Genomic DNA, 26,473 nt, shown 5'->3' with positions numbered 1-26,473 from the left:
ATGCCCTTCTTGCCGCTTCGTGCCGGTGTTCTGGCCCCTGCGGTTTTCCACACGTCTATCCACACGCGCGAGCAAGGTGCACTGAGCAAGCCTAGACGACGGAAAAACCAGAAGACAGCAGGGCACTGGACCTCAGTGAATTACACTGGTGGAGTTCACCCAGGCATCCGCGGCAGCTCGCTGTCCACAGGCTGGGGGTGGACTTGGACACAGTTGGGGACAATCAACCGGGAGCGTGCTCCCGGTGCTTCTGGTGTCCCCTTGATCGACGCGCGAGTTTGACGCGGTTTGCCGTTGTGCCCTAACGTCGTTAAGTCCTTTGTCTGCACACTGTCCTGTCGCATGCCCTCGGATGTCATCGATTCAGCCGCGAGGCTGAGCGGGGCAACCGGCATGAGGCGCGGCCGGGCGGCAGGCACCGCATATACCGCGTCCGCCAGAGTCAGCCTGGGCAGACGCCCCGGATCCACTGGAGTGACACCGTGAGCAAGCGGACTTTTCAGCCCAACAACCGCCGTCGTGCCAAGAAGCACGGCTTCCGTCTTCGTATGCGCACCCGCGCCGGCCGCGCCATCCTGGCCGCCCGCCGCTCGAAGGGCCGCACGGAGCTCTCGGCCTGAGGCTGGGCCGCGCCCGGCTCCCTCAGTGACGCTGCGTTAGGGGCAGGGGATGCTTCCCGCCCGTAATCGGCTGCGCACTGGTGCCGATTTCTCGCATACCGTACGTTCCGGCGTCCGCCAAGGGCGCCGGAACGTCGTGCTGTATGCGGTCCTTTCGGAGAGCGAAGCCCCTTCGCGGTTTGGATTCATCGTCTCCAAGGCGGTGGGGAACGCTGTCACGCGCAACCTCGTTAAGAGGAGGCTGAGGGAAGCCAGTGCGGAAACGCTGCGGGACCAGCCGGCGGGCATCGACGTTGTGGTGCGCGCTCTGCCCGCCGCGGCGTCTGCCGACTGGGCCTCCCTCCGCGGCGACTACGCCTCAGCGCTTCGCGGCGCCCTGCGCCGGCTGAGCCCGGCGACTGGAGGCAGGACAACGGTCGACGGCGGGACGCAACCCGGCGGCGGCACACGGGAGGACCTCGATGGCAGCGGTGAGTGAAGCTCCACGGCGACACGCGCCTGCTCAGGTGGCGGCCGCCGTCGGACGTTTCGTGTGGAACCTTCCACGCAACGTGCTCATCGTGCTGCTCAAGGCCTACCGGCTGCTCGTCTCGCCCCTGTACGGGCAGGTCTGCCGCTTCTTCCCATCTTGCTCGGCGTACGCGCTCGAAGCCGTCACAGTTCACGGGGCTGTGCGAGGATCGTACTTGGCGGTTCGTCGGCTCGCGCGCTGCCACCCCTGGAATTCGGGCGGTCTGGATCCGGTGCCTGACGGGCACCGGCATTGGCCTGCCGACCGCATGCCGCGGATCGTGGTGCTCAACCACCCCGACCGCTACTGGAAGGACGAACCCGCCTCCGGCGGCCCTGCCAGCTTGAGAGACGAGGAATAAGGAAACAACATGGACCCTCTTGGGACAATACTCCTGCCCTTTGAGTGGCTGGTCTCCTTCGTCATGGTGGCCTTCCACGAGGCACTTTCGTTCATCGGCCTGCCGACGGCGAGCGGTTGGACTTGGACGTTCTCGATCATCGGCCTCGTGCTCGTGATCCGAGGCGCTCTCATTCCGGTCTTCGTGCGGCAGATCAAGGCGCAGCGCGGCATGCAGCTGCTGCAGCCGGACCTCCAGAAGCTCCAGGCCAAGTACAAGGGCAAGACGGATCAGCTCTCGCGCCAGGCCATGGCGCAGGAGCAGATGGCGCTGTACAAGCATCATGGGACCAACCCGTTCTCGGCGTGCCTTCCGATGATCATCCAGATGCCGTTCTTCTTCGGCCTCTTCCGCGTGCTTTCCAACGTCAGTGGGGCTCAAGCCAACAACCCCGGCATCGGGGCGATGACCACCGAGCAGGTCAATCAGTTCCATGGCTCGAGTATTTTCGGGGCACCGCTTTCCGCCTCGCTCCTGCACGGTGGCGGCGGGGACGCCATCGTCGTCGCGGTGCTGTCGATCCTCATGATCATCGCGATGACCGCCTCGCAGTTCATCACGCAGAAGCAGATCATGGCGAAGAACATGTCCGAGGCGGCGATGCAGAGCCCGTTCATGCGCCAGCAGAAGATCCTCCTCTACATCCTCCCGCTGGTCTTCGGCATCGGCGGAATCAACTTCCCCATCGGCGTCCTCATCTACTGGACCATCAGCAATCTCTGGACGATGGGCCAGCAGTTCTACGTCATCCGCCGGATGCCCGCCCCCGGCTCGCCCGCCGCGAAGGCCCTCAACGAGCGCCGTGCCGCGAAGGGACTCGCGCCGATCGACGTGACGACCGGGAAGGCCATGAAGCCCGAGGACATGCCTCCGCCGCCCGAGCCAAAGACCCAGCGGCCGCAGCCGCAGCGCAAGAACCGGAGGAAGAAGTGACCCCTACCGAGACCGCCGCCGAGAGCGGCACCGACGGCAGCATGGAGTGGGAGAACGGCGAGGACGCCTCGGCTGACGAGGCGACGGGCGACGACGAGCAGGCTCCGCTGAGCCGTCTCGAAGAAGAGGGCGACATCGCGGCCGACTACCTCGAGGAACTCCTCGACATCGCGGACATCGACGGGGACATCGACATTGAGGTCCGTGGTGGCCGCACCTACCTTTCCGTCATCGCGGACGAGAGCACCCAGGGGCTCGACGCGCTCGTCGGAACGGGGGGCGAGGTCCTTGAGGCCCTTCAGGAGCTCACGCGCCTTGCGGTGCTCTCGCAGACGGGGAACCGTTCGCGGCTGGTCCTTGACATCAACGGCTACCGCGGTGAGCGCACCAAGTATCTGCACTCGCTCGCCGAGGACGCCGTCGAGAAGGTCAAGTCGGGCGCCTCGCCCGTGCACCTGGCCCCGATGAGCTCCTACGAGCGCAAGATCGTTCACGACGCCGTGGCCGATCTGGGCTTCGTGAGCGAGTCCGAGGGCGAGGGCGTCAAGCGCCACATCGTCGTTTCCTCCGACTGACGTGGCGGAGCACCAGAAAGCTTCGGCTCCCGCGAACGACGGCGGTCTTCCGGACTTGGCGGGCGCGGAGCTCGCCGCGGCGGAGAAGCTGTTCGGCGATCGCCTTGATCTGGCGCGTCGCTACGTTGAGCACCTCGCGACGTCGGGCCTCGAGCGAGGGCTCATTGGCCCTCGTGAGGTACCGCGACTGTGGAGCCGGCACATTCTCAACTGTGCGGTGATCGAGTCCGAGTTTGCCCAGGGGGCGACCGTTGCCGATGTGGGGAGTGGGGCTGGGCTGCCTGGCCTGTGCCTCGCCCTCGCGCGCCCGGATCTGACGATGGTACTCATCGAGCCGCTCGAGCGTCGCGTGGTGTGGCTTGAGGAAGTCGTGGCCGATTTGGGCCTCACGAACGTCCGCGTGTTCCGGGTCCGAGCTGAGCAGGCAGTGGATCTCGTGAACGCCGACTACGTCACGGCTCGTGCTGTGTCGGCCCTTTCAAAGCTCGTGCCGATCACCCTTCCGCTGCTTGGCGGATCCGGCACCCTCGTGGCGATCAAGGGTCGGAGCGCGGCCGAGGAGATCGAGCAGGCGGCCAAGGCCATCAAGAAGTATCGGGGCCGGAATCCCGAGGTTCGGGTCATCGGCGAGGGGCTCCTCGAGGAGCCCACGACAGTGGTGAGGATCGCCGTCGACTCGGCCTGATCGGCCGGGGGTCTGCGTCTACCGGCTAGGCTAGAGTGAGGAAATCGACGCGAACCGAGAGTGAGTGAACAGTGACCAGTGACGAGTCATCGGCTCAGCGGATTCCCCCTTTCGTATCCCTGGGGCCGGCGCGTTCGGGAACTGTGACATCCTCTTCGTCGACTCAACCTGTGCGGATTGATTCGCCGACCAAGGTCTCGAATGACAAGGTCAAGGTCAGCTCGTCGACTGCGGTCGATGACAACAGCCCGATCGGCAGTCAGCTCGCGAGTGAGGCGAAGCGGCGCGAACGCCTGAGCGAGCGCAAGCTCCGTCAGCCGGCGGCGACGCGCGTCTTTACCGTCTCGAACCAGAAGGGCGGCGTCGGCAAGACGACGACGACGGTCAACATCGCGGCCGCTCTTGCGGCGTCGGGCCTCAACGTGCTCGTCATCGATATCGATCCGCAGGGCAACGCCTCCACGGCCCTTGGGATTGAGCATCACGCCGAGGTCGAGAGCATTTACGATGTGCTCATCAACGACGTTCCGCTCCGGGAGGTCGTGAGCCTGTGCCCCGACGTCGAGCGTCTTGAATGCGCGCCGGCCACGATCCATCTCGCGGGTGCCGAGATTGAGCTCGTGTCTCTCGTGGCACGCGAGCAGAGGCTCCGCCGGGCTATCGAGATCTACGCGAAGGAGCGGGCCGAGCAGGGGCGCGAGCGGCTCGACTACATCTTCATCGACTGCCCGCCGAGCCTCGGTCTGCTCACGGTCAACGCGTTCTGCGCTGCGGACGAGGTGCTCATCCCGATTCAGTGCGAGTACTACGCGCTCGAGGGGCTCAGCCAGCTTCTTAAGAACATTGAAATGATCCAGACGCATCTCAATGCAGGGCTTCGAGTCTCTACTATCCTGTTGACGATGTACGACGGCAGGACCAATCTGGCCGCCCAGGTTGCTGCTGAGGTCCGCGAGCACTTCCCCGAGCAGGTGCTCGAGGCTGTGGTTCCGCGTTCGGTGCGCATTTCGGAGGCGCCTAGCTATCAGCAGACGGTCATGACGTACGACCCCTCGTCGACGGGCGCGCTCTCCTACATGGAGGCGGCGGCTGAGATCGCCGAACGCTGAGTTTTGCATACTGGTCAGACCCTCACGTCCGAGGGCTCAAAGGAGGAAGTCCGCGCATGAGTGAGAAGCGCCGTGGTCTGGGCCGTGGCTTGGGGGCACTGATCCCCAGCTCGGGGACGGCCGCCGGCGGGGCGGTTGCGCCATCACGTCCCGTTGATCTGTTCTTCCCCGAAAGCCGGCGAGCGAGCGAACCGCTCGATGCGGCGCCCGCCGAGACCCCAACGCCGCAGTCGTCCGCGTCCGACGGAGCGGAGTCCGACGGCGCCACGCAGGACTCCGAGGTTTCGACCGAGGCGTCGACCAGCGGGGGTGACGTTTCGGAAGCTCCTGCCGGGGCCGAGGCCGGCGAGTCGACCGATTCGGCCCCGGCCGCTGCGGAACCGAAGGGCACACCGAGGTCCGACGCGTCCAAGTCTGGTTCCAAGTCTCCGGCGGCGAAGGCCCCCGCGGCGAAGGCCTCATCCGCGAAGGCGCCCGTCGCACGGCCAGCGGCTTCCGCATCCTCGTCTGGTTCGGACGAACTTGATCTCGTTGAGGTTCCCGGTGCACAATTCGCCGAAATCCGCGTCGACGATATTCACCCGAACCGGAAGCAGCCCCGCACGGTCTTCGACGAAGACGAGATGTCCGAGCTGGTGCACTCCGTCCGAGAGATCGGCGTCCTCCAGCCCATTGTGGTGCGGAAGTCAACCGAGGTCGGTAGCGAAAGCTACGAACTCGTCATGGGCGAGCGCCGTTGGCGCGCGGTCCAGTTGGCTGGACTGGAGACCATCCCTGCGATCATCAGGGACACGAGCGACGACGATCTTCTTCGCGACGCTCTGCTCGAGAATCTCCACCGTAGCCAGCTGAATCCGCTTGAAGAGGCGGCTGCCTATCAGCAGCTGCTCGAGGACTTCGGTACAACTCACGAGGAGCTCGCGGATCGCATCGGTCGATCCCGTCCGCAGGTCTCGAATACCATTCGATTGCTTCGCCTGCCTCCGCTGGTTCAGCGACGCGTGGCCGCCGGCGTTCTTTCTGCCGGACATGCTCGCGCCCTTCTCTCGCTGCCGGATCCCGGGGCTATGGAGCGCGTTGCCCAGCGAATCGTCTCTGAGGGGCTTTCGGTTCGGGCCACCGAGGAAGCGGTCGCATTGTACGAGGACCCGGGTGAACCACGACGCTCCAACATCCCAAAGCCGAATGCTCGCCACGAGCGGCTCGACTTCCTCGCCTCCTCTCTCGCGGATCGGCTCGATACGAACGTCAAGATCACGCTCGGAGCTCGTAAGGGGCGCGTGAGCATTGAGTTTGCGAGCGTTGAGGATCTGAACCGCATCATGGGGGTTCTGAGTCCAGGTGACGAGTAGCCCGTCGGCTTGGTAACCGAATGTGAAGGACCCTCTCCGAACGGAGAGGGTCCTTTTCCTTGCCTGATGAATGGCAGATGCGCCTGGTGCGATCGAGCCATCAAAGCGAACGTGCTCATTTCACGTGAACTGATGCATGTTTCACGTGAAACGGAGGGGAGACATTGCCAGCCTGGGGGTGCGAACCTCCGGCAATGGGTTCGCATGGGGCGGCTACGGCTCTGCGTTTCACGTGAAACGGCAGGCGCGAGCGATGCAGCCAGCAACGCGGGGCGGAGTGAGATTCTCGACCGATCGCCACACTGGAGTCCGACTCGTGAGGGCGAGACGCGAAATTCCTGGTTCGATCCAACCTTTTCGCGCTCTGATCGTCGGTGTCGGTCACAAAGCTGGTGTCAGTCGCAGAGCTGATATCAGCTACAAACACGCGGTCACGTATCGGGCGGCCCTCGGATTGGCGTGAAGCATTCGTGGCTACGAGACGGATTCCAAACATGGCGACATCTCCGCGGGCGCCGAACGTGAGCTCGGCCCTTAATGCCCGCAAAGAGGAGTCACCGATCGGTCTCCGAAGATCGGGGGCCCCCAGCGCAGATGCGCGACCAAGCAAACTCGCAGATGGCGCGGCCGATTCGGGGATCGCTATCCATCGAGCAATCTAGGCTACGGGTTGGCGGGGGAGCTCATCGGTCACGGAGCCGCAGCGGACGCCCAGGGTGTGAACGGCTTCATTCGTCTTTCAACCTGAATCTGCCGTGTTTGGGAGGATGACGAAGCCTTGCTATCCCGGCAGGTAGCCAAAGCGCCCTTTGCGACAGGCTTTGGCGCCCTGTATGACGTCGCGGACCACACGTGTCACACCGCGGAACGATGAAGTGCCGCCCTGAGGTGTGTTTGCAGCCCAGTCGAGTCGGCCGCGTTCTGTGTTGGCGGGCTCGCTGACTGCAAAGCACCCCTCGGTGATCTGACCGACGTGAATTCTCCAGACGGCTCAATACTCTAGACCGTGCCCGAGTGTCTTGCCCGTTTCTGGCTCCGCCATTCGCACGGAGACGGGCCCTCCGGCGGTCGACGTGGATCCCCTTGACCCGCCCCGAGGATGGCGCATGACCAGGGCTGTGGCCGTCCTTGATTTGCTCCGAGTCGGGGCGCGCATGACCCGGGCCTCGACTGCCCTTGAGCTGCCGGGAATGTTCGGGTGCGGAAATGTCCATGATGAAGCGGCCCTAGCGCACGGTCTTGGTGCCAAGTCGGATCGGCGCGCTAAGGCGGGGGCGTGCCAACGCGGTCGGACGTGCCAAGGCGGGGCTGTCGGCGATCGGAGTGGCTTGTTTGAGATTTCGTTTGGATGGCTTTGGTCGAGTCGCTTGCCTTGGCAGGCCTGGTCGACCCGGGGGATCACGATGGCGGCCGGTTGCAGACCGAGGCCAGGAGGATCGGCGATGGGCTTCCCGCTGTGTCTCGGTTCTCGACGCCTAGCCGTCTGATGGGGCTGTCTACCAAGGCAACGGCCCGGATCCCTAGTCCATTGATCCGCGTCATCTTGTTTCACGTGAAACAGGATGGCTTGGTCTCGCGTGACCGGGGACTCGGCGACCTTCGGTGGTCGACAGGCTGTACTCTGATGACGCCCCGGGCGGCTAGGGAAGTCGACTCGCCAGCTCTGCCGGGCCGATGTTGCGCCCGCCGATGTTTCACGTGAAACACGCCTGACTGTTGGAGATCGTGTGTTGGGATCGTGAGTTGTCACTGTCGGCCCCCAGTTGTTCATGAGAAGTCACGACCTCACCCCAACGCTCTGGACGGACCGGCGGGAATCGGGACGGATTGCCGGAGGGCGGAGCCGTTTCACGTGAAACACGGTCTTCGACCTGGACGGGATCCATCTCCAACGCCTGACCCGCAGCCTGGCCTGGAACCTGACGGGAACAGGTTCGCGCTTCACTGGGCCGCTTATGGCACTGCTCTACGTGTTCACCCCGCCACCGCTGCGTCCGGCCAAGAGAGGTAGTCGTCCGATTCGGGTACTCTGCGCGCAGCGACCCAGGAGGTCTTCCGGGCCTCGCTCCAGGCTCCAAGTTCGAAGCTTCAGGCCCCACACTTCAGGCTCCTGGCACCGCGGGAAGGTCGGGGTATGAGGATGCGCGGCCCCATCCTCGGAGCCGTCTCCCGCATCTGACATGTGGAAAATCCCTGTGGATTTCCCTGTGGATAACGGATCCATCGGATCGCACAGGTACATCGGGGTCTGTGGATAGTCACTCCAATATGTCTCGGCAGAGCGACGGTTCGTGGATTGGGACGCGCTTACTCAGAGGCTGTCTCGTTGCCATCTCGGGCCGGATCCGCGTTCTGTGCGATGAGACTGACATCTCTGCGGCGCAGAAAGCCGCTCGATGGGGCAAATATCGACGCCTTAGATGCGCGTTTCGGTGCTGAAATCGACGGGATGTGGCGTGGGATAGGCGGACCACAGGTGGCATTAGTGCTTGGCTCAGGTTGTTCCTGATGTGCGGACCGTGAGTGTCGTTGCTCGGGGGTGGCCGAGTGCGCGAAGGCTCGAAAAGGTGTCCACAGCCTGCAGTCCACGACTGTGGATAACACCTGTGGAAATCGATGTGGATATCGTTCGAGGCCTCAGTGGATAACCCTGTGTAGAAGGGCGCCGGTGGCGTGAGGCCCATGCGATCTTCTGGCGCTTCACCAGTTTGCGTAGGTGCTCGAGGGCTCCGTTCGTGTCAGCGGTGATCGAGCGCTCCGCTCGGTGTGCGCCACAGACGGGGGACAAGTGTGGACTCCGGGACTCGTGACGGTCAGCCTCAGGAAGGTCATCGTGGCTGATGACCGGCCCGTGGCGCTGAGGCTGATCGGGGAGCGTCTGTGGCACCGGCGGGGTTTTGGTGGCTGAAAGGGGTCCTGAGCCTGGGCGTGGTCGAGGAGGGTTTGGCGGCGTAGGGGGCCGGCGGGGAGCGCCCTGTGGCGCCAGCGGCGTTGAGGGTGACAGGGGACCGCCACGTGGCGGTGACGGCGCAGAGGCCGACCGGGGAGCGTCTGCGGGGCTGTCGACGTTGAGCGTGGCTGGATGACCGGCGCATGGCGCTGAGCCTGATCGGGGAGCGTCTGTAGCGCCGGTCGGGCTTTGTGGGTTGCTGTGGAGCGTCTGGCGGTGCAGTGGGCGCTGGTGGGGAGCGTCCTTTGGTGCTGAGGCGCCGAGGGTGTCCAGGGACCCCCCAGTGGCTCCGACGGGGCTGTAGGGGACTGAGGAGCGCGATGGGCCTCGAGGGTGGCCAGTGAACATCTGCGGTGCTGAGGGCGCTGAGGGTGACCGAGGAGCGTCCGCTTGCCCCGAGGGTGACGGCAGCGCGTCTTGCGGCGTCAGTGATGACGGAGGAGGGTGATGTGGCAACCGGGGTGGCGGACAAGGGACCGAATTGGACGCTCGGCGTCGGCCCAACGGTCCGGCCCAGGTGTCCGACGGGTGTGTCGGAGCCGGACGGTACGAGTCTGATCGCTACGGCCTGAAAGACCTCGAACCATCTGTGGTGACTAGGTCCGAAAGCCCCTTGTTCTGACAACGAAGGGCTGTCCTCGCTAAGCAGTGAGGTGTTTGATGGATTGATGTTTCACGTGAAACAACCTCAGCAATCCCGGCCCTTGTTTCACGTGAAACAAGGACTCGATTCCACACGCGATCGGGACGAGGCGGGGTAGTGATCGGCACGACGGACACCCTGGCGTCTCGGGGACGATGACGTATGGGACAAACGGGTCTTGCGCCGGGTGTCGGATGCCGGGTGCGGGGCGCCAGAGTCGTGCGTGCCGGAATATCGTCTGGCGGCCCAATGGGTCGGACCCTTTCAATCGGGGTGCTTCGTAGCGGAGGGGCGAGCAGCGAGGGGAGTCACATCGCGCGAAGACCCGACCCTGTGAGCCCGCCCGGGAGCGATGTCGGGCGACCGGACTCAGGCAGTCGACCGCTGTGGGGACTGAATTGAGCGCAGCTCGGCCCAGTCCGACGCGCGTCCGAGCGTGTCACGCCACCGAGCGCTGGCCACGCGAGGGTGGCAATCGGGTGAGGACCGCATTCAGGTGAGGACGGCGGCCACGCGAGGGTGGCAATCGGGTGAGGACGGCGGCCACGCGAGGGTGGCAATCGGGTGAGGACGGCGGCCACGCGAGGGTGGCAATCGGGTGAGGACGGCGGCCACGCGAGGGTGGCAACCAACCCGAAGACTCCGACCGGGTGAGGGCCGTAGCCCCGCCCAGCGTCGTGGACGGTTGGGAGCGGGTGACGCCCGCACGCCGAAAGGTCTTCGGGCCGAAGAAGCCCGGAGTGATGGCTCGCAGCCGGATCTCCGGAAGCCGTCCGCGCATTCCGGCTTTAGACATCAGCGTCTTGCCCAGGTGTTCGGCCAGGGGAACGCGGGCCGTCCGGGGCCGCCCCGAGCGGCCACAGCGCGCGCGTGGACCGCCGAGGAGCTGAGTAGTCGATTCGTTGCACACCTCGGAGTTGGAGCTGTGACGGCAGGATTCGTTCGGGGTGCTCTTTTGGCGCTTTGTGGCGTTGCCAGTACGGCCAGGTATGCGATCTCGAATTGTCGGTGTTCGAGCGTGGTTGGTTCTCTTGATTCAGGGCAGATGGGTTGATTTAGGTCGGCCAGCTCGACCGATACGTGGTTGAACGCTGATACGTAGTTGAACGCCGTTACGTGGTTGAACGATGGCGCCTTGGTTTCGTGCCGGCCGAAATGTGGCTGATTCGCGTGTCCCGAGGAGAACCGCCGACCTCGTTGGTTCATCAGTTCGGGGACCACATCGCCTTCGGTGATCGGCAGCGCAGGATCCAACGATGCGATGAGTGACCGGCCACGTTTCACGTGAAACAACTCACTGGCCTGGCAGTGCCCTGACCAAGGTACGCACAGGCAAGAGATGTGCGCAGACAACAGAAGAGGGCGCAGCCACCGGCTGCGCCCTCTTCTGTCGGTCGGGATCTACTTCACGAGTACCTCGGACCACTCCTTCTCGAAGTACTGCTTCGGCCGGGCACCGATCACCGTTCCGGTGACCTTGCCCCTTTCGAAGAGATAGACCGCAGGGATCGACGTAATGCCGTACTCGGCCGCGATGTTCGGGTTGTCGTCAACGTTCACCTTCACCACGTCGACCTTCTCCGAGTATTCAACGGAGATGTCGTCGAGGATGGGGCCCACCTTGCGGCACGGCCCGCACCATTCGGCCCAGAAATCGACGATGACGGGCTTCTCGGAGAGAAGGACCTCGTCGGTGAACTGGGCGTCGGTGACGTCTCGGGCGTTGCTCATGTCTGCCTTCCGATCTGTGGTGAGGAGTTAGGCCTGCTGGGTGGCGAGGCTGCGTGCCTCGACGTCAGAGAGGTAGTGCTCAACGTCGATGGCGGCAACGCAACCGGACCCGGCTGCAGTAATCGCCTGGCGGTACGTTGGATCGACGACGTCGCCGGCGGCGAAAACGCCCGGCACGTTCGTACGTGAGGTCCGGCCCTCGACAGCGATGGTCCCTTCGGGAGTGAGTTCGAGGACTTCCTTCACGAGATCGGTACGCGGGTCGTTGCCGATAGCCACGAACACGCCGGTGACCGCGAGGTTCGACTCGGAACCATCGATCGTGTTCCGCAGCGTCAGGCCGGTGACCTTCTCGCCGCCGATCACGTCGGCCACCTCGCTGTTCCAGGCGAACGAGATCTTCTCGTGGGCCAGCGCGCGGTCTGCCATGATCTTGGATGCGCGAAGCGACTCGCGGCGGTGAACCACCGTGACGGTGCGTGCGAACTTCGTGAGGAAGAGCGCTTCCTCCATGGCGGAGTCGCCACCGCCGATCACTGCGATGTCCTGGTCCTTGAAAAAGAAACCGTCACACGTGGCGCACCAGCTCACACCGTGCCCAGAAAGGCGCTTCTCGTTCGGAAGCCCAAGCTCGCGGTAGGCGGAGCCCGTCGAGATGATTACGGCGCGGGCGAAATGCTCCTCGCCGTTTGCGAGGACAACCCGCTTGACTTCTCCCTCAAGGTCAATCGACTCGACGTCCTCGAACTCGATCTGCGCGCCGAACTTCGCGGCCTGCTGCTCGAGCTTGTCCATGAGTTCCGGACCTTGGACACCCTCGGGGAAGCCCGGGAAGTTTTCGACCTCGGTCGTGTTCATGAGCTCGCCGCCCGCCGTGACCGAACCGGCAAAAATCAACGGCTTGAGGTTGGCTCGCGCGGTGTAGATGGCTGCGGTGTATCCTGCGGGGCCGGAACCGACGACAATAACGTCGCGGATCTCAGTGGCGATGCTTTCGGCAGTGCTCACGGGCGATTGACCTCTTCTTCTGACGTGCTGGACTCCGTACATCCACAGCTCACAACATGTCGACGGACGTTGGTATTCCGCCGCGCCGCCTTTCAAGGGTACCGAAGGCTCGCCGCGTGGAAGGGCGTATGAAGAAATGGCTCGTGTGAAGAAATGAGAAAAGGCCGCCTGGGGCACGAACCCCAGGCGGCCTTTCAACGACGCGGGCGCGCCGCCGTCGTTCGCTTTACTGCACCTTGATCTCGGCGAGCCGCAGGCCGAACGGGTACTGCGTCTTCGGCGCGGCGAGCCGCGGAAGGGCGGTGATCTGGATGATCACGTACTGGGCCTTGACGGCGTTCGGCAGTGGGAACACGAGCTGTGTCGTATTGAACGTGTTCGTTCCCACGAGAGTCGCGCCAGTGACGTCCGGCTGCGAGTTCGTGTAGACGCTCACGCTGCCGCCGGTGCCGCCCAGCTGGTCGAGCTCGACCGACTTGATGTCGGAGACGTCCTTGAGCTTGACCGCAAGCGCGACGCTCTTGGTGAAGCCGCCCCAGTCCTCCCGGGCGAACTCCATGTCAGACCAGTAGGTCGCCGGATTGCCGTCGTAGGTGGCGGAAAGCTTGGAGTCGAACTGATCGGCAAACGAGAGCTCCTCCGGGTGGAGGCGCGCGACCGACTCGATGGCCGGAGCCACCACGGGCGCCGGGGGCGCCGACTGGCCCCCGGACGCGGAGTCCGAGGCCCCCGCGGAGTGCGAGGCGCTGGTCTTCGGGCTCGAGGCCTGGGGCTGGAACACGCTGCCGAGGGTCGTGAACGCGAAGATCAGGGCAATGATGAGCACGAGTGCGAGGATGCCGCCCACTAGCCACGGCACGGACTTGGGTCGCGTGGACTCGTCGTCTTCCTCGAGGTCGTCGTCCCGATCGAAGATCCGGTCGGATGGGTCGTTCCACGCTGTTTGCCGAGCACCGGCGGGGAACGCGGCGCCGCGAGCCTGGCCAGATCCTCCGCCAGAGGACGGGGCAGACTGCGTGGGCTGGGGCGCGCGGGGCTGCGGCTGCGCCGCTGACGGCGCCGTGGCCGGCGGCTGCTGCGCGGGAGCGGCGGGCGCGGCCTCTCGAGGCGCGGGGGCGTCGACCAGGGCGTGACCTTTGGGGGTGCTGGCGACTGGCTGCTCGCGGCTGCCGCGGCGGCAGCGGCCGCAATCCCCGCCGCGGTGGCCCGATTGGCCGACTGTGGAGGTGCGGACGGTGGCGGCGGGACGGAACCGCCGCGCGGGCCGGGCTGCGCCGGACGGGGCTCGCCGGTCTCCTGGCCGTCCTCGGGCTCGTATTGGATGTAGTCGTGGGACCCGTGCTCGTACAGCCCGTTGAACGTCTCGGGCTCGTTGGAGCGGGCCTCGCCGAAGATCTCGCTGCCGAGCGTGTCCGTGAAGAACGGCTCCACGTACGGGGCGTCATGCGCCACGATGAGGTCGAGGAGATCGGCGGCCGCAGCGTGGTTCGTGATGAGATACGTCGCTCCGTGGCTGACGCCGAGATCGAGCACCTGGATGCCGATGGGCCGCTCGCCGGTGGCCACCTCGCGGGCGCTCTGCGCGAGCTGCTCGGCGTTGGCCGGAGCGGAGACGAGGATGCTGACGGGTCGGTTGAGGATCTGGTCTACACCGTCCAGGACCAGGTCACCGTCGTGCGATTGGACGATGGAGGATGTGACTTTGTACCGCCCGCCCAGCACGGTGCCGACGTCGATGGACTGGGACACGGGTACCTCCTTTGAAAGTCTGCCCCGGCCAGCCCGGACATGCCGGGCCCTTTGCTAAGACTTGATCCTAGCGGACGGCGGCCCGTCGACTCCTGTCGAGCCATGCGGGGTGGCGTCGCGTCAGGCGTCGCGGAAGTGCGGATTGCGCCCGGGAGGGCCCTGATACGTGCGCCGTCCGGGCAGGGTTCCGGGCCCCGGCGTTGGCGTGGTGGGACGCGCGCGGTAGAGGTTCGGATCGAACTGTCCGGAGATGCGCGGGATGATTCCGGTGTCGTCGGAAATGGTCGGCGCGATTTCGCGCAGCGCGTACGCGGCCTCGATGACTTCGGTGGGCTCGCCGCCGTAGGTGGCGGCAGCACCGGCGTCGTGCGTCGCCTCCGCAGCGGACGACGGCGCGGCCTCGCCCCGCCCGAGGCGGCTCAGGATGGGGCGCAGGAGATCGCGGAGTTCGGTCACCCCAAAGATGCGCAGGAGAACGAGGTAGACGATGAGCATCGGGATGCCGATCACCACGATGCCGACGAGCGCCGCGAGGGTCGAGCTCCAGATGAAGCCGCTCGGCGAAAGCCCGCCCATGAGCCACACGGCGAGGCCGCCCGCGATCGCCGAACCCAGGGCGGCGTAGCCCATGCGGATGTAGGAGCGGGCCACGGTTGCGCCGTCGAGGTGCCCGATGAGCCTGCGGAGGTAGGCGCCGCTCAACACGACCGAGAGGACGTTCCCGACCGTGTAGAGGATCGCGATCGAGAAGATGATGTAGCGCGCGGGCAGGAATTGGATCACCGTGGCCCCGGCCACGTTGAGCAGGCCGAGCCACAACTGGATCTTGAAGGGAGTCTTCGCATCCTCGTACGAATAGAACACGCGGGACATCATGAAGTTCGCGCTCAGGAACGGCGTGCTGAGCGCCAGGATGCTGAGCGTCTGGGCGAGCATGACGCCGTCGGACGGCCGCCCACCTGAGAAGAACATGCCGAGCGGCGCGGCGAGGGCGAAGAGGGCGAGGGCGCTGAACACGGTCGCCACCGCCATCGTGCGGAGCCCGCTGGAAAGCGCTATCCGAACGCCTTGGCGATTGCCGGACTGGGACGCCTGGGTCATGCGGTTGAACAGCACTGTTGCGAGCGAGAGCGCGATGATCGAGTGCGGCAGCAGATAAAGCTGGCTCGCCATTTCGAGCACGGTGTTGCCCGGAATGAACTGCCACGTGGGATCGTCCGGGTTTGCCTCGCGGAGGTGCTCGCGCACGGCGCCCGGCATCGAGGCGACCCTCATGAGATAGAGGAACGTGAGCTGCCCGACCGCGGTCGTCGCGAGCGTCCACGCGCCGATGCGTGCGGCGGCGCCCAGCCCCACGCCGCGCCAGCCGAACTTGGGCCGCAGCCCGAGCCGCAGCCGGCCCACTGGCACGAACAGCATCGCAGTCTGGATCACGACGCCGATCGTCGAGGCCCCGGCGACGAGCAGCGTCTGGGGCGCGCCCCAGTTGTCGAGTGTGTGCTGGTGCGTGTTGTTCGTGCCGAAGATCCAGATGAACATCCCGAGGCCGGCGATGGCCACGATGTTGTTCACGAGCGGCGCCCACATGGCGGGCCCGAACGCGCCGTGCGCGTTGAGCACCTGCGTCAGCAGCGCATACAGGCCGTAGAAGAAGATCTGCGGGAGGCACCAATACGCGAAGACCGTCGCGAGGGCCAACTGGTTCCCGCTGTAGCCCGAAGTGGTGAGCTGCATGACGACCGGCGCCGCGATGGTCACGAGCGCCGTGAGGCCGAACGTGACCATGACGCCGAGCGTCAGGAGCCGGCTGATGTAGTCCGCCCCGCGATCCCGCGCCCCGCTGGCCTTGATGATCTGCGGGACGAGCACCGTGTTGAACACGCCGCCCGCGACAAGCAGGAAGATGAGGTTCGGCAGGTTGTTCGCATTGACGAACGTGTCCGTCACGGTCGAGCCGAGGCCCAGCGCGTAAACGAGCATGAGCTGCCGGAGGAAGCCGAGGACTCGGGAGATCAGCGTGCCGACGGCCATGATGGCACTGGACCTGGCCTCCGACGCCCCTCCGGTCTTCGCTGCCATCATGGGGCCGTCATTTCAGCAGATGCTCCGGGAGGACTTCCCGGGCCAGATCTGCGATGCGGCGCTCGTTCGGGAACGAGAGCCGGCGCGAGAGTTCGGAGATGGGCACCCACGCGACGTCGACGGCCTCTTGGTCGGGGTCGTTTTCGATCGTGAGCTCGCCGCCCACAGCCTGCAGAAGATAGTGGTGCACTGTCTTGTGGACGCGATGCCCTGTGACCGTGAACCAGTAGTCGATGCTTCCGAGTGGCGCGAGGATCTGGCCGTCGATCCCGGTCTCCTCGCTGATCTCACGCACGGCAGCCTTCTCGTTCGACTCCTTGCCCTCGGGATGACCCTTCGGGAGGCACCACTCGAGGCGCCCGCCGCGGTTGAGCCGCGCGATGATGGCGACCGGCAGATTCGGGTCGCCTGTGTCCACAATCACACCGCCGGCGGAGATCTCCTCCACAGTCGGAAGGGCATGAATATAGGCCTGTCCGGCCGGCGCGACGTGCGGCCCGATCGCGGATGGCAGGGGCGCACTCCTCCTCTTCTGAGGGTCGCTCGGCAACGGGATAACCATGCAGTCCACTCTAACCAGAAGGCCCTCGCAATGGTTGGCGCTCGGTAGGTGTGCTCGGGCTGCGCCGCGGATCTGCCAAGCTTTAAGGACTATGGCAGAAGAGAACACGCAACACGCGCACACGACGGCGGTCGGGTCACCCCCCGAGCGCTTCACCGTCGAACCCGTGGCGCTCGAGCTCGGCCGGCGGTTCGTGGGCGCGGGCTTCGAGGTGTCTCTGGTTGGCGGGCCCGTGCGCGATCTCTTCCTCGGGCGCCGATCGCCGGACCTGGACTTCACGACGAACGCGAGCCCCGACGAGACCCTCGCCGTGATCAAGGGCTGGGCGGACGCGCACTGGGAGATCGGCCGCGAGTTCGGCACCATCGGTCTGCGCAAGGACGGCTTCCAGCTCGAAGTCACGACCTACCGCGCCGAAGCCTACGACCCCGAGTCACGCAAGCCGGTCGTCGCCTTCGGCTCGTCCCTCACCGGGGACCTCAAGCGCCGCGACTTCAGCATGAACGCGATGGCCCTGCGCCTGCCCACGCTCGAGCTCGTGGACCCGTTTGAAGGCCTCAGCGATCTCCACGCGGGGATCCTCCGCACGCCAGGCGCGCCCGAGGACTCGTTCTCCGACGATCCGTTGCGCATGATGCGAGCCGCCCGCTTCGCGTCCCAGCTCAAGGTCGACGTCGCCCCCGAAGTTCGCGCGGCCATGGCCGCGATGGCGGAGCGGCTCACGATCGTCTCGGCCGAGCGGATCCGCGAGGAGCTCGTGAAGCTCATCAACGGCGCGGCCCCGCGAGCGGGGATCGATCTCCTCGTGGAGAGCGGGATCGCGGACGTGGTGCTGCCGGAGGTGAGCGCGCTTCGCCTCGAGGTCGACGAGCATCACCGCCACAAGGATGTCTACCAGCACTCGCTGACGGTCCTCGAGCAGGCCGTGGCCCTCGAGTCCGGCCCGGACGGCCCCGTGCCGAGCCCTGACTTCGTGCTGCGCTTCGCGGCCCTCCTCCACGACATCGGCAAGCCCGCGACGCGGCGCTTCGAGCCTGGCGGCGGCGTGAGCTTCCGCCACCACGACGTGGTCGGCTCGAAGCTCGTCAAGAAGCGCATGCGCGAGCTGCGCTTCGACAACGAGACCATCAAGGCTGTGGCGCGGCTCGTCGAGCTGCACATGCGCTTCTACGGCTATGGCGACGCGGGGTGGACCGACTCGGCCGTGCGCCGCTACGTCACGGACGCCGGACCGCTGCTCGAGCGCTTGCATCGCCTCACCCGATCCGACGTGACGACCCGGAACCAGCGCAAGGCCGAGCGACTCGCCTTCGCCTACGACGACCTCGAGCACCGCATTGCGGAGCTGGCCGAGCGGGAGGAGCTCGCGGCCATACGCCCGGACCTCGACGGCCAGCAGATCATGAGCGTCCTGGGCATCAGGCCCGGTCCGCTCGTAGGCCGCGCGTACAAGTTCCTGCTCGAGGAACGCATGGAGAACGGCCCCGTCACGGAGCACGAAGCGAGCGCGAAGCTGCTTGAATGGTGGGCGGCGCAGCCGGAGTTCGAAGCCGGCGCACCGACAGAGACGGGAGTGGACGAGTGAGCGTCGAGGACTTCGGGCTACCGAGGCTGTGGCTCCTGCGGCACGGCGAGACGGAGTGGTCCAAGAGCGGCCAGTACACGGGGCTCACCGATCTTCCCCTCACGGCAGAGGGCGAGCAGCAGGCCCGGCAGGCCAAGGCGACGCTCGACGGCGTCGACTTCGGTCTCGTGCTTACGTCGCCGTTGCAGCGGGCGCGGAGGACGGCGGAGCTCGCCGGCTTCCCCGAGGCGCAGCCCGAGCCGAACGCGGTCGAATGGGATTACGGAGACTACGAGGGCATCAAGTCCTCGGACGTCCGCAAGGACAATCCCGATTACCTCATCTGGACGCACGGCGTGCCGAACGGCGAGACCCTCGATCAGGTTGCCGCACGCGCGGACCGGGTCGTGGAGCGTGCCTTGGGCAGTGGCGTGCCTGATGTGCTCGTCGTAGCGCACGGCCATTTCTGCCGCATCCTTGCCGCGCGCTGGCTTCGGCTTGCGCCAATCGAGGGCCGCCATTTCATTCTCGGCACCGCGAAAGTGTGTCGCCTCGGATGGGACAAGAAGACCCCGGCCGTCGAAGCCTGGGGCCTCTGAAACCAAATTCAAAGAAATTCTTCGCGCCGCTTGCCTTTTCTCCTTCCGGTGGGCTAACTTTACTTTTGTGCCCCGAGCGTCGCCTCGAGAGGCCCCAAGCAGTTCACATTTGGCAGCAGAGGAGGTTGGACCCATGATGACAACCCAGGTTCTGTACCGCGGTCGGATTGCCACGACGGCAGGCGGAGTCCGCGGCCTGCTGCCGATGTTTACCGCTGTCTTCGCGTAGACCTCAGCAGCTTGCCGGCCCGGCGTTTCCGGGCTGACTTTTGCGCCCCTTCTTCGGGTAGCCTTAGCGTCCCCACGCTGTCCGCGCGAGCGGACGCCTGTGCTCCCTTTCTCCGGAATTGAGCCCTCCCCGAATTGGGCTACAGCCTTTCCGGCTTTTCCGTTGCTCGCCCGGCTGATTTCGCGCGCCTCATTCGCGCGCGTCGCGCACGGTAACGCGCCCGGAAACCTCATCGAATTTCGCATGCCGTGATTCACCGCGCCCTCTGCGCGGTAATTCGTTACGCCCTCAGGAGCACCCATGTCCTCGTTGAGTCACTCGTCGCTGCCGCTCGAACAATGCGACGAAACACCCCTCCCGGAAGGCGACCACCCGGCGTCGTCCGCCGAGCCCATATCGCAGGAGGTGAGTACCGTGGTCCAGCGCCTGCTGCGCGCTTTCGCATCGCAGGTCGATGCTGAGCGCATCGAGGCCCATCGCGAGGCCGTTCAGCGCGAAGTCGCCCTGACAATTCCTGTGCGGTAAATGCTGGTCTGCGCCCTGGGTCTCGTGAAGAATCGCTCTCGTGTGCACGCGTGGTGCACCAGAAAGGGACCCATGCGCAGGAAAATCGTAGCCGCCTTTGCGGCTCTCGCGGCCGCCTTCGGGCTGGCGCTCACGGCAGCGCCAGCCCAGGCGAGCACGGGCGGCGAGCCGGACGGCAGCGCCCATCCGGGCGTCGCGATCATTGTGTATTACACGCCCGAGGGTCGCTTCCGCTGCTCGGCTGCGCTCGTCTCGCCGACAGTGCTGCTGACCGCCGCCCACTGCACCGACGGTGCGCTCGGAAAGACGCTCGTCTCCTTCGATTCCGTGATCGCCGAGCAGCCTCCCTCGGGCTTCCCCAACGCGGCCGATCGGAGCGTGGGCTACACGACGGCCGATCTCGCGGGCCGCGTCCAGGGGACCGCGCACACCGACCCGGACTTCTCCCACTTCACGGACGAGAACAACTGGAATGACGTCGGCGTGATCGTCCTCGATTCGCCCGTCTCCCTCCCGTTCTACCCGCTCGCGGCGGCGGGGACGCTCGACGCGCTCGCGCCCGGCGACGTCTCCAAGACGGTCGTGACAGCGGTTGGCTACGGCACGGAGCTCGGCAAGCCGGCCTCGGGCCCGCAGCGGCGCGTTCCGATCACGTATCCGCTCATCCGCCGGTCCGTGGATCTGCGCGCCCAGAAGATCGGTCCGCAGATCCTCACAACCCACGGCAACGTCAATCCGGGCATGGGTACGGGTGGCATCTGCTCGGGCGATTCCGGCGGCTCCGCGTTCCTCGACGGCGCGATTGTTGGGCTCACGAGCTTCGGGCGCACGAACTGCCTCGCGCTGGACGGCCTTCAGCGCGTCGATCTCGCGCCGGTCCAGTCCTGGCTGGCGGGGTTCGGCGTCGGGTCGTAGTCCCGCTGGTGCCGCCCGTCGGATGGCGGGCGGCACCAGCGAGGGGGCAAGGCCTGGCCGGTATGCTCTGACCCATGGAACCCTCCGCGGATGACGGCGCGCGCGCGCCGCGCGCCGTCATCTCGCCGAGCCGGAACGATCCCCTCGTGGTCACCCTCAGCGAAGGCCTGGGCGGTCCCCTCGGCTCCCACGCGGCCCCAGGAGCGGCGCGGAGCGCCTTGTGGAACCCCGAACTCATTCTGCTGCTCCTGACCGCCGTGGCCGCGATCGGCGGAGTGCTCATCAAGGGGTACTGCCGCGTGAACGGCTGGACCTCGCCGACCGAGTTCTACGCCACGTGCTATTCCGACTTCCCCACGCTCTTCAAGGAACGCGGTCTCGCCGACGGCGTCCTCCCGCTGTTCTCGCACGGGTCCCCGTTCGAGTACCCCGTCATCACGTCCCTCATCGCGGGCCTGACGGCCCTGGCCATTCCGGGAACGGGAGCCACGCCGGCGCGTGCCGGCGCGTACTTCGACCTCAACGCGGTCCTGGCCGCGGTCATGTGGATGGTCGCCGTCATGGCGACCGCCCGGGCCAATCCCCGGAGGCCTTGGGACGCCGCGCTCGTGGCCATTGCGCCCGGCGCGATTCTGGCTGGGTTCATCAACTGGGACCTTTGGGCCGTCGCGCTCCTCTCGCTCGGCCTGCTCGCGTTCGCGCGGAACCGTCCCGTTCTCGCGGGGATCGCTCTCGGTCTCGGCACCGCGACGAAGTTCTATCCCGCGCTCGTGCTCGGCGTGTTCGTGCTCCTCGCGATCCGGACCGGCCGTTGGCGCCAGACCGTTGCCCTGCTCGGTTCCGCCCTCGCGGCGTGGGCCGCCGTCAACTTGCCCGCGATGGTGGGTGATCCGAAGGGCTGGGCGTTCTTCTTCCAGTATTCGGCGGACCGGGACCCCGGCTTCTCTTCCGCGTACTTCGCGTGGAATCTCGTGGCCGAGCGGCTCCAACTCGCGAAGATCCCGACGCTCGCGGCCAACGGGCTGTTCGTCGTGGGATTCGGGTTGTGCTGCCTCGCGATTGCGTTCGTCGCGCTCCACGCGCCGCGCCGGCCGCGCGTGGCCCAGCTCGCGTTCCTCGTGGTCGCGGCCTTCGTGCTCACCGGCAAGGTCTATTCGCCCCAGTATGTCCTGTGGCTCATTCCGCTCTTCGCGCTCGCCCGGCCGCGCTGGCGCGACTTCCTCATCTGGATGACGGCGGAGGCGCTGCACTGGGTCGCGGTCTGGATGTACCTCGGGTGGACCACGAGCAACGGGCCCGTGCAGAACAACATCGACTCGCCGTACTACGCCCTCGCGGTGCTCGTCCATATGGCCGTTTTGGTATACCTGTGCGTACATGTCGTTTCGGACATATACGATCCGACCGGCGATCCCATCCGCCGCAGCCATCAGGACGACCCACAGGGCGGCGAATTTGACGGCGCACCTGACGTGTTCACGCTCCCGCCGGCCCTCGAGGGGCCTCCGCGGGTGAGCGTTTCCGCCGAGCAGAGCTAGGCGTGGCGCGTCCCTTCGACCTCTCCGCGATCGGCGCCGGACTGCCGGTCGCCCAGGCCATCGCCGCGCTCGAGGCGGCCCTCACAGCGACTGGCGCGGGCGTCGCCGTCGTCCAGGCTCCGCCCGGCACCGGCAAGACGACGCTCGTCCCGCCTCTCGTCGCCAACGTCGCCGCCCGCGGATCCGCGGACGACGACGCGCGTCCGGCACGCGTCGTCGTCACCCAGCCGCGGCGGGTCGCCGCGCGCGCCGCGGCACGGCGCCTCGCCGCGCTCGATCGGAGCGAGCTAGGCAGCCGGGTTGGCTTCACGGTCCGCGGCGAGCGGATGTCCGGCCGCGAGACGATCGTCGAGTTTGTCACCCCCGGAATCCTGCTCCGCAGGCTCCTCGCCGATCCCGCGCTCGACGGCACGGACGCGGTGATCCTCGACGAGGTGCACGAGCGTGCCCTCGAGACCGACCTCGCGCTCGGGATGCTCGCCGAAGTCCGGCAGCTCCGCGGAGACCTCACGCTCGTGGCGATGTCGGCCACCGTCGACGCTCCGCGCTTCGCCGCGCTCCTCGCGGACGAGGGCGGCGGTCCGGCTCCAGTGGTTGCGGGTCCCCACCGGCTCCACCCCCTCGAGGTGGGCTGGGCGCCGTCGTCCGCTCCTCGGCTCGACGAGCGCGGGGTGACGCGCGCGTTCCTGGACCACATCGCCGACGTTGCCGCGGCCGAGCATCGTACGGCGCTCGCCGCGGGCGGGGACCTCGACGCGCTCGTGTTCGTTCCGGGAGCGCGCGAGGTCCGGCACGTCGCGGAGAGGCTGAGGGGCACGGGGGGCGGCCGGATTGAGGTTCTCGAGCTCCACGGTCAGGCCGATCCGGCGAGCCAGGACCGCGCGATCTCTGGCCGCGGACCCGGCGAGCCGCCTCGCATCGTTGTCTCGACGGATCTCGCGGAGTCGTCGTTGACCGTGCCCGGGGTACGCCTCGTGGTGGACTCGGGGCTCGCCCGCGAGCCGCGGCGCGACGCTGGGCGCGGGATGTCGGGGCTCGTGACGGTCTCGTGCTCCCGCGCGTCGGCCGAGCAGCGTGCGGGGCGCGCGGCGCGGCAGGGGCCTGGGCGCGTGGTGCGCTGCTACGACGAGCGCGCGTACGCCGCGGCTCCTGCACACGCGACGCCCGAGATCGCGGCCGCCGATCTCACCGAGGCCGCGCTGCTGCTCGCATGCTGGGTGCGCCGGGCGGACGCGGGCTCGCGCTCCCGGACCCGCCGCCGCCCGCGGCGCTCGGCGACGCCGTCGCGACCCTCGAGGACCTCGGCGCGGTCGACCGCGACGGCCTCGCGACCGAGCTCGGGCGGACGCTCGCGCGCATTCCGGCGGATCCGCGGCTGGGGCGCGCGCTGCTCGAGGGCGCCGGGATCGTCGGGGCGCGCCGTGCAGCGGAGGTGGTCGCACTCGTCGCGCGGGACCTCAGGGCTCCGGCGCAGACCTCGGGCGCTTCCTCGCCGCGCTGCGCTCCGGGAGAGATCCTTCCGCGCGGGCGTGGCGCGAGGAGGCCGCACGCTTCGAGCGGCTCGCGGGCCAGGGAACCGCGTCGCCCCCGACTGCCCCGCGCCATCCTTCGCGGACGACGCCGAGCGGGCCGGCTTCGTGGTCGCCCTCGCGTTCCCGCACTTCGTGGCGCGCCGCGTACCCGGTCCCGACGAGCGCTATCTCTTCGCGTCCGGCACCCGCGCCGCGCTCCCCGCGGGGAGCTCGCTCGGAGGGCACGAGTGGCTCGCGGTCGCCGAGGTGGCCCGCTCGCAGGGTCGGGAGGGCGCCGGCACGGGCGCCGTGATCCGCGCGGCCGCGCCCCTCGGCGGGGACGCCGCGGAGGTCGCCGCGAATCATCTGCTCGCCGAGGAGGTCGACGCGCGGTTCGCCGACGGGCGCGTCGTTGCGCGGCGGGAGCGGCGGCTCGGGGCCATTGTCCTCGCGTCGACGCCGGTGCGGCCCTCGCCCGCGGAGGGGCGGGACGCGATCGCCCGCGCCCTCGCTGCGGACGGCCTCGGGTGATCGGCTGGTCGCTCGGGCGGACGCGCTCCGCCGGCGGCTCGCGCTCGTGCGCCGCGAGCTCGGCGAGCCGTGGCCGGACGTGTCCGAGCCCGCGCTCGTGGCGCGCCTGCCCGAATGGCTCGGCCCCGAGCTCGAGGCGCTCGCCAACGGCGCGTCCGTTCGCGGCATCGACCTCGAGGAGCCGCTCCGGCGGCTCCTGCCGTGGCCAGAGGCGTCGCGGCTCTCGGCGCTCGCCCCGGAGCGGCTCGAGGTGCCGAGCGGCAGCCGGGTGCGCATCGACTACCCGCCCGTTGAGGACGGGGGAACGGACGACGGCGGGAGGCCGGTTGTCGCGGTCAAGCTCCAGGAGTGCTTCGGCTGGGCCGAGACGCCGCGCCTCGTGGACGGCCGCGTGCCCGTCTTGTTCCACCTGCTCTCGCCGGCCGGGCGGCCGCTCGCCGTCACCGACGATCTCGCGTCCTTCTGGTCGGGGCCGTACGCCCAGGTCCGGGCCGAGATGCGCGGGCGATACCCCAAGCACCCGTGGCCCGAGGACCCGTGGACTGCCGTCGCGACGGCGAGGACGAAGCGGAGGATGGGCTGAGCGGTCCCGGGTCGGGACGTGGTCAGCGATTGCGGTAGGCGTCGCGCCGGTGTTCAACGCTTAAGACGACGACCTCGCGCCGCGCGTCATTGATGCGGTAGAGAACCCTGTAGGTCCCTCGCCGCGCTGCGTGGATCCCCGCGAGCGGCTCGCGGAGGGGCTTGCCCACGCGCCGTGGATTCGCGATCAGTGCGCCGGTGACGAATTCGATGACGGCAGCGGCCACGCTCTCAGGGAGCCTGGATCGCACGGACTTCACCGCCGGCGGCGTCATCACGAGCTCATAGGAGTCTTCGTCCGTCGTCACGGGCGGCGCAGCGCGCGCACCGCATCGGTGCCGCGGACGACGTCGCCGGCAGCGTAGGCGGCATCCGCCTCCCGGATGTCTGCGAGCGTCTGCGGGTCGCTGAGGACGGCGATGGTCTCCTCGAGGGCCGCAAGGTCTTCCGGGCTGACAATGACGACCGCCGCGTGCCCGTTTCGCGTCACGGTCACCCGTTCGTGCTCCTTTTCGACCCGGTCGACGATCTCGCTGAAATGGTCGCGGACGCTCCGCAGCGATTCAATGCTCATGGTCACAATTGTGGCGACCGAGTCGAGTTGCGGCAAGCCCGCCACGTTAGCTAAGTCAATCCTCGACTCACACCTGGATCGGGTGCCCGAGCGCGGTGAGAAAGCGCGTGATGGCGTCCTCCGCCGTGGGCACGGTGCCGAAGACCTCGCGCTGCCGCGTGGTGTCTGCCACGTAGCGTCCCGACCCGAACCACTCGGTCATCGCGTTCATGTCCCGTGCCATCGGCATGACGCCGCCCAGCAGGCGCCCGGCTGCGCTGATGACGCCGGTGGGGATGGAACGCACGCCGATCGGCCGCCCGAGGAGCCGGCTTGAGATGGCTGCGATGTCTCGGAGGCTCACAGGCCGGTCCCAGCCGATGTCGATCCGCGCGCCAGGGGCCACTTCGACATCGACGGCCGCGGCAAGGAACGCGGCCACGTCGGCTGTGAGCACAAACGTCATCGGCACGTCGGACGCCCCGAACCAGGAGAGCCGTCCCTTGTCGAACGGATCGCCGCCGAACCGTGCGAGCTGATCGAGGAAGCCACCGGGGCGCAGCGCGACGAACGGCACGCCCTGCTCCTCGAGCCGATCCTCCATGAGCTTCTTGTTCCAGAAGTGGGGGACGTGGGGCGTCTGGTCGCACGTGAGGATGCTCGTGAGGACGAAGCGGCGCACCCCGGCCCGGGCCGCGGCGTCGGCCAAGTTCCGGTTTCCGACGACGTCGATCTCCGCGGTGTCGCCCTTCCTGTGGCGCGTGTAGCCGGCCGCGGTAGTGACGACCGCGTCGACGCCGTCGAGCGCTCGATCGAGGGAGCCGCGGTCCATGAGATCGCCCCGGACAACCGTGGCCCCCCGCGCCTCGAGCCCGGAGCCGTCCGACCCCGGTCTCACGAGCGCGCGGACGGCTTTCCCGCGGGATTGCAGCGCGCCCACCACCTGGCCCCCTAGCCATCCCGTTCCGCCGACCGCCAGCACTGGACCTTCGCTCATGGCTCCTCCTTGACTCGAA

At 67.2% G+C, this 26,473-nt stretch carries 22 protein-coding genes and 1 pseudogene; 14 read left to right on the top strand and 9 right to left on the bottom strand.

The features are described 5' to 3' along the window. Positions 1-482 precede the first annotated feature (482 nt). From rpmH to ACOKR1_RS20740, 8 genes are all read left to right on the top strand, one after another. A complete protein-coding gene (gene rpmH / locus ACOKR1_RS20775) occupies positions 483-620 on the top strand; it encodes a 50S ribosomal protein L34 (RefSeq protein ID WP_127513203.1) in 138 nt (45 codons plus the stop codon). A gap of 49 nt (positions 621-669) precedes the next feature. Next, positions 670-1,098, top strand: a complete 429-nt coding sequence (rnpA, locus tag ACOKR1_RS20770; RefSeq protein ID WP_422934763.1) for a ribonuclease P protein component — start codon at positions 670-672, stop codon at positions 1,096-1,098. Beyond that, positions 1,082-1,492, top strand: a complete 411-nt coding sequence (gene yidD, locus ACOKR1_RS20765; protein ID WP_422934762.1) for a membrane protein insertion efficiency factor YidD — start codon at positions 1,082-1,084, stop codon at positions 1,490-1,492. Before rnpA ends, yidD begins: the two co-directional genes overlap by 17 nt. 9 nt (positions 1,493-1,501) lie before the next feature. Next, positions 1,502-2,464, top strand: coding sequence for a membrane protein insertase YidC (yidC, locus tag ACOKR1_RS20760; RefSeq protein ID WP_422934761.1), 963 nt, complete (start codon positions 1,502-1,504; stop codon positions 2,462-2,464). A gap of 41 nt (positions 2,465-2,505) precedes the next feature. Continuing rightward, positions 2,506-3,039: a protein jag gene (locus ACOKR1_RS20755; RefSeq protein WP_422936701.1), complete on the top strand. Its 534-nt coding sequence runs from the start codon at positions 2,506-2,508 to the stop codon at positions 3,037-3,039. Between the two features lies 1 nt (position 3,040). Then, a complete protein-coding gene (gene rsmG / locus ACOKR1_RS20750; protein ID WP_422934760.1) occupies positions 3,041-3,724 on the top strand; it encodes a 16S rRNA (guanine(527)-N(7))-methyltransferase RsmG in 684 nt (227 codons plus the stop codon). 176 nt (positions 3,725-3,900) lie between these two features. Then, positions 3,901-4,833: a ParA family protein gene (locus tag ACOKR1_RS20745; protein WP_422936700.1), complete on the top strand. Its 933-nt coding sequence runs from the start codon at positions 3,901-3,903 to the stop codon at positions 4,831-4,833. A 56-nt stretch (positions 4,834-4,889) separates the two neighbouring features. Continuing rightward, complete coding sequence (locus ACOKR1_RS20740; protein WP_422934759.1) at positions 4,890-6,185, top strand: ParB/RepB/Spo0J family partition protein; 1,296 nt, start codon at positions 4,890-4,892, stop codon at positions 6,183-6,185. A 4,994-nt stretch (positions 6,186-11,179) separates the two neighbouring features. Here the strand turns inward: ACOKR1_RS20740 and trxA are convergent. The 6 genes from trxA to ACOKR1_RS20710 all read right to left on the bottom strand — a co-directional run bounded on the left by trxA (position 11,180) and on the right by ACOKR1_RS20710 (position 16,862). Further along, a complete protein-coding gene (gene trxA / locus ACOKR1_RS20735) occupies positions 11,180-11,509 on the bottom strand; it encodes a thioredoxin (RefSeq protein ID WP_415854683.1) in 330 nt (109 codons plus the stop codon). A gap of 27 nt (positions 11,510-11,536) precedes the next feature. Further along, positions 11,537-12,517: a thioredoxin-disulfide reductase gene (gene trxB, locus ACOKR1_RS20730; RefSeq protein ID WP_422936699.1), complete on the bottom strand. Its 981-nt coding sequence runs from the start codon at positions 12,515-12,517 to the stop codon at positions 11,537-11,539. Positions 12,518-12,743: 226 nt separating this feature from the next. Continuing rightward, positions 12,744-13,376, bottom strand: a complete 633-nt coding sequence (locus ACOKR1_RS20725; protein ID WP_422934758.1) for a hypothetical protein — start codon at positions 13,374-13,376, stop codon at positions 12,744-12,746. Beyond that, entirely contained in the window at positions 13,364-14,266 is a 903-nt protein-coding gene (locus tag ACOKR1_RS20720) for a hypothetical protein (RefSeq protein ID WP_422934757.1), read from the bottom strand. The genes ACOKR1_RS20725 and ACOKR1_RS20720 overlap by 13 nt, the downstream gene beginning before the upstream one ends. 120 nt (positions 14,267-14,386) lie before the next feature. Further along, positions 14,387-16,348, bottom strand: a complete 1,962-nt coding sequence (gene murJ, locus ACOKR1_RS20715) for a murein biosynthesis integral membrane protein MurJ (protein ID WP_422934756.1) — start codon at positions 16,346-16,348, stop codon at positions 14,387-14,389. Between the two features lie 7 nt (positions 16,349-16,355). Further along, a complete protein-coding gene (locus tag ACOKR1_RS20710; protein WP_422936698.1) occupies positions 16,356-16,862 on the bottom strand; it encodes an NUDIX hydrolase in 507 nt (168 codons plus the stop codon). Positions 16,863-17,001: 139 nt separating this feature from the next. Between ACOKR1_RS20710 and ACOKR1_RS20705 the strand changes: the two genes are divergently transcribed. The 6 genes and pseudogenes from ACOKR1_RS20705 to hrpB all read left to right on the top strand — a co-directional run bounded on the left by ACOKR1_RS20705 (position 17,002) and on the right by hrpB (position 24,905). Further along, the gene (locus tag ACOKR1_RS20705) at positions 17,002-18,495 is read left to right on the top strand and encodes a CCA tRNA nucleotidyltransferase (RefSeq protein ID WP_422934755.1); all 1,494 of its coding nucleotides are present in this window, start codon (positions 17,002-17,004) and stop codon (positions 18,493-18,495) included. Then, positions 18,492-19,073: a histidine phosphatase family protein gene (locus ACOKR1_RS20700; RefSeq protein WP_422934754.1), complete on the top strand. Its 582-nt coding sequence runs from the start codon at positions 18,492-18,494 to the stop codon at positions 19,071-19,073. The genes ACOKR1_RS20705 and ACOKR1_RS20700 overlap by 4 nt, the downstream gene beginning before the upstream one ends. Positions 19,074-19,602: 529 nt before the next feature. After that, positions 19,603-19,827: a hypothetical protein gene (locus ACOKR1_RS20695; protein ID WP_422934753.1), complete on the top strand. Its 225-nt coding sequence runs from the start codon at positions 19,603-19,605 to the stop codon at positions 19,825-19,827. A 72-nt stretch (positions 19,828-19,899) separates the two neighbouring features. Further along, a complete protein-coding gene (locus tag ACOKR1_RS20690; protein ID WP_422934752.1) occupies positions 19,900-20,742 on the top strand; it encodes a trypsin-like serine protease in 843 nt (280 codons plus the stop codon). Between the two features lie 74 nt (positions 20,743-20,816). Then, entirely contained in the window at positions 20,817-22,280 is a 1,464-nt protein-coding gene (locus ACOKR1_RS20685) for a glycosyltransferase family 87 protein (RefSeq protein WP_422934751.1), read from the top strand. A gap of 2 nt (positions 22,281-22,282) precedes the next feature. Beyond that, positions 22,283-24,905 (top strand): annotated as a pseudogene (gene hrpB, locus ACOKR1_RS20680) (ATP-dependent helicase HrpB). A gap of 22 nt (positions 24,906-24,927) precedes the next feature. Here the strand turns inward: hrpB and ACOKR1_RS20675 are convergent. From ACOKR1_RS20675 to ACOKR1_RS20665, 3 genes are all read right to left on the bottom strand, one after another. Then, positions 24,928-25,212, bottom strand: a complete 285-nt coding sequence (locus tag ACOKR1_RS20675) for a type II toxin-antitoxin system RelE family toxin (RefSeq protein ID WP_422934750.1) — start codon at positions 25,210-25,212, stop codon at positions 24,928-24,930. After that, entirely contained in the window at positions 25,209-25,478 is a 270-nt protein-coding gene (locus tag ACOKR1_RS20670) for a type II toxin-antitoxin system Phd/YefM family antitoxin (protein ID WP_422934749.1), read from the bottom strand. Before ACOKR1_RS20670 ends, ACOKR1_RS20675 begins: the two co-directional genes overlap by 4 nt. Positions 25,479-25,545: 67 nt before the next feature. Continuing rightward, complete coding sequence (locus ACOKR1_RS20665; RefSeq protein ID WP_422934748.1) at positions 25,546-26,454, bottom strand: SDR family oxidoreductase; 909 nt, start codon at positions 26,452-26,454, stop codon at positions 25,546-25,548. Positions 26,455-26,473: the final 19 nt, after the last annotated feature.

Source organism: Sinomonas sp. P47F7 (assembly GCF_049332655.1).
GTDB lineage: Bacteria > Actinomycetota > Actinomycetes > Actinomycetales > Micrococcaceae > Sinomonas.
Note: the sequence above shows the minus strand (reverse complement) of the source record. Positions and strands in the feature narration are given on the sequence as shown.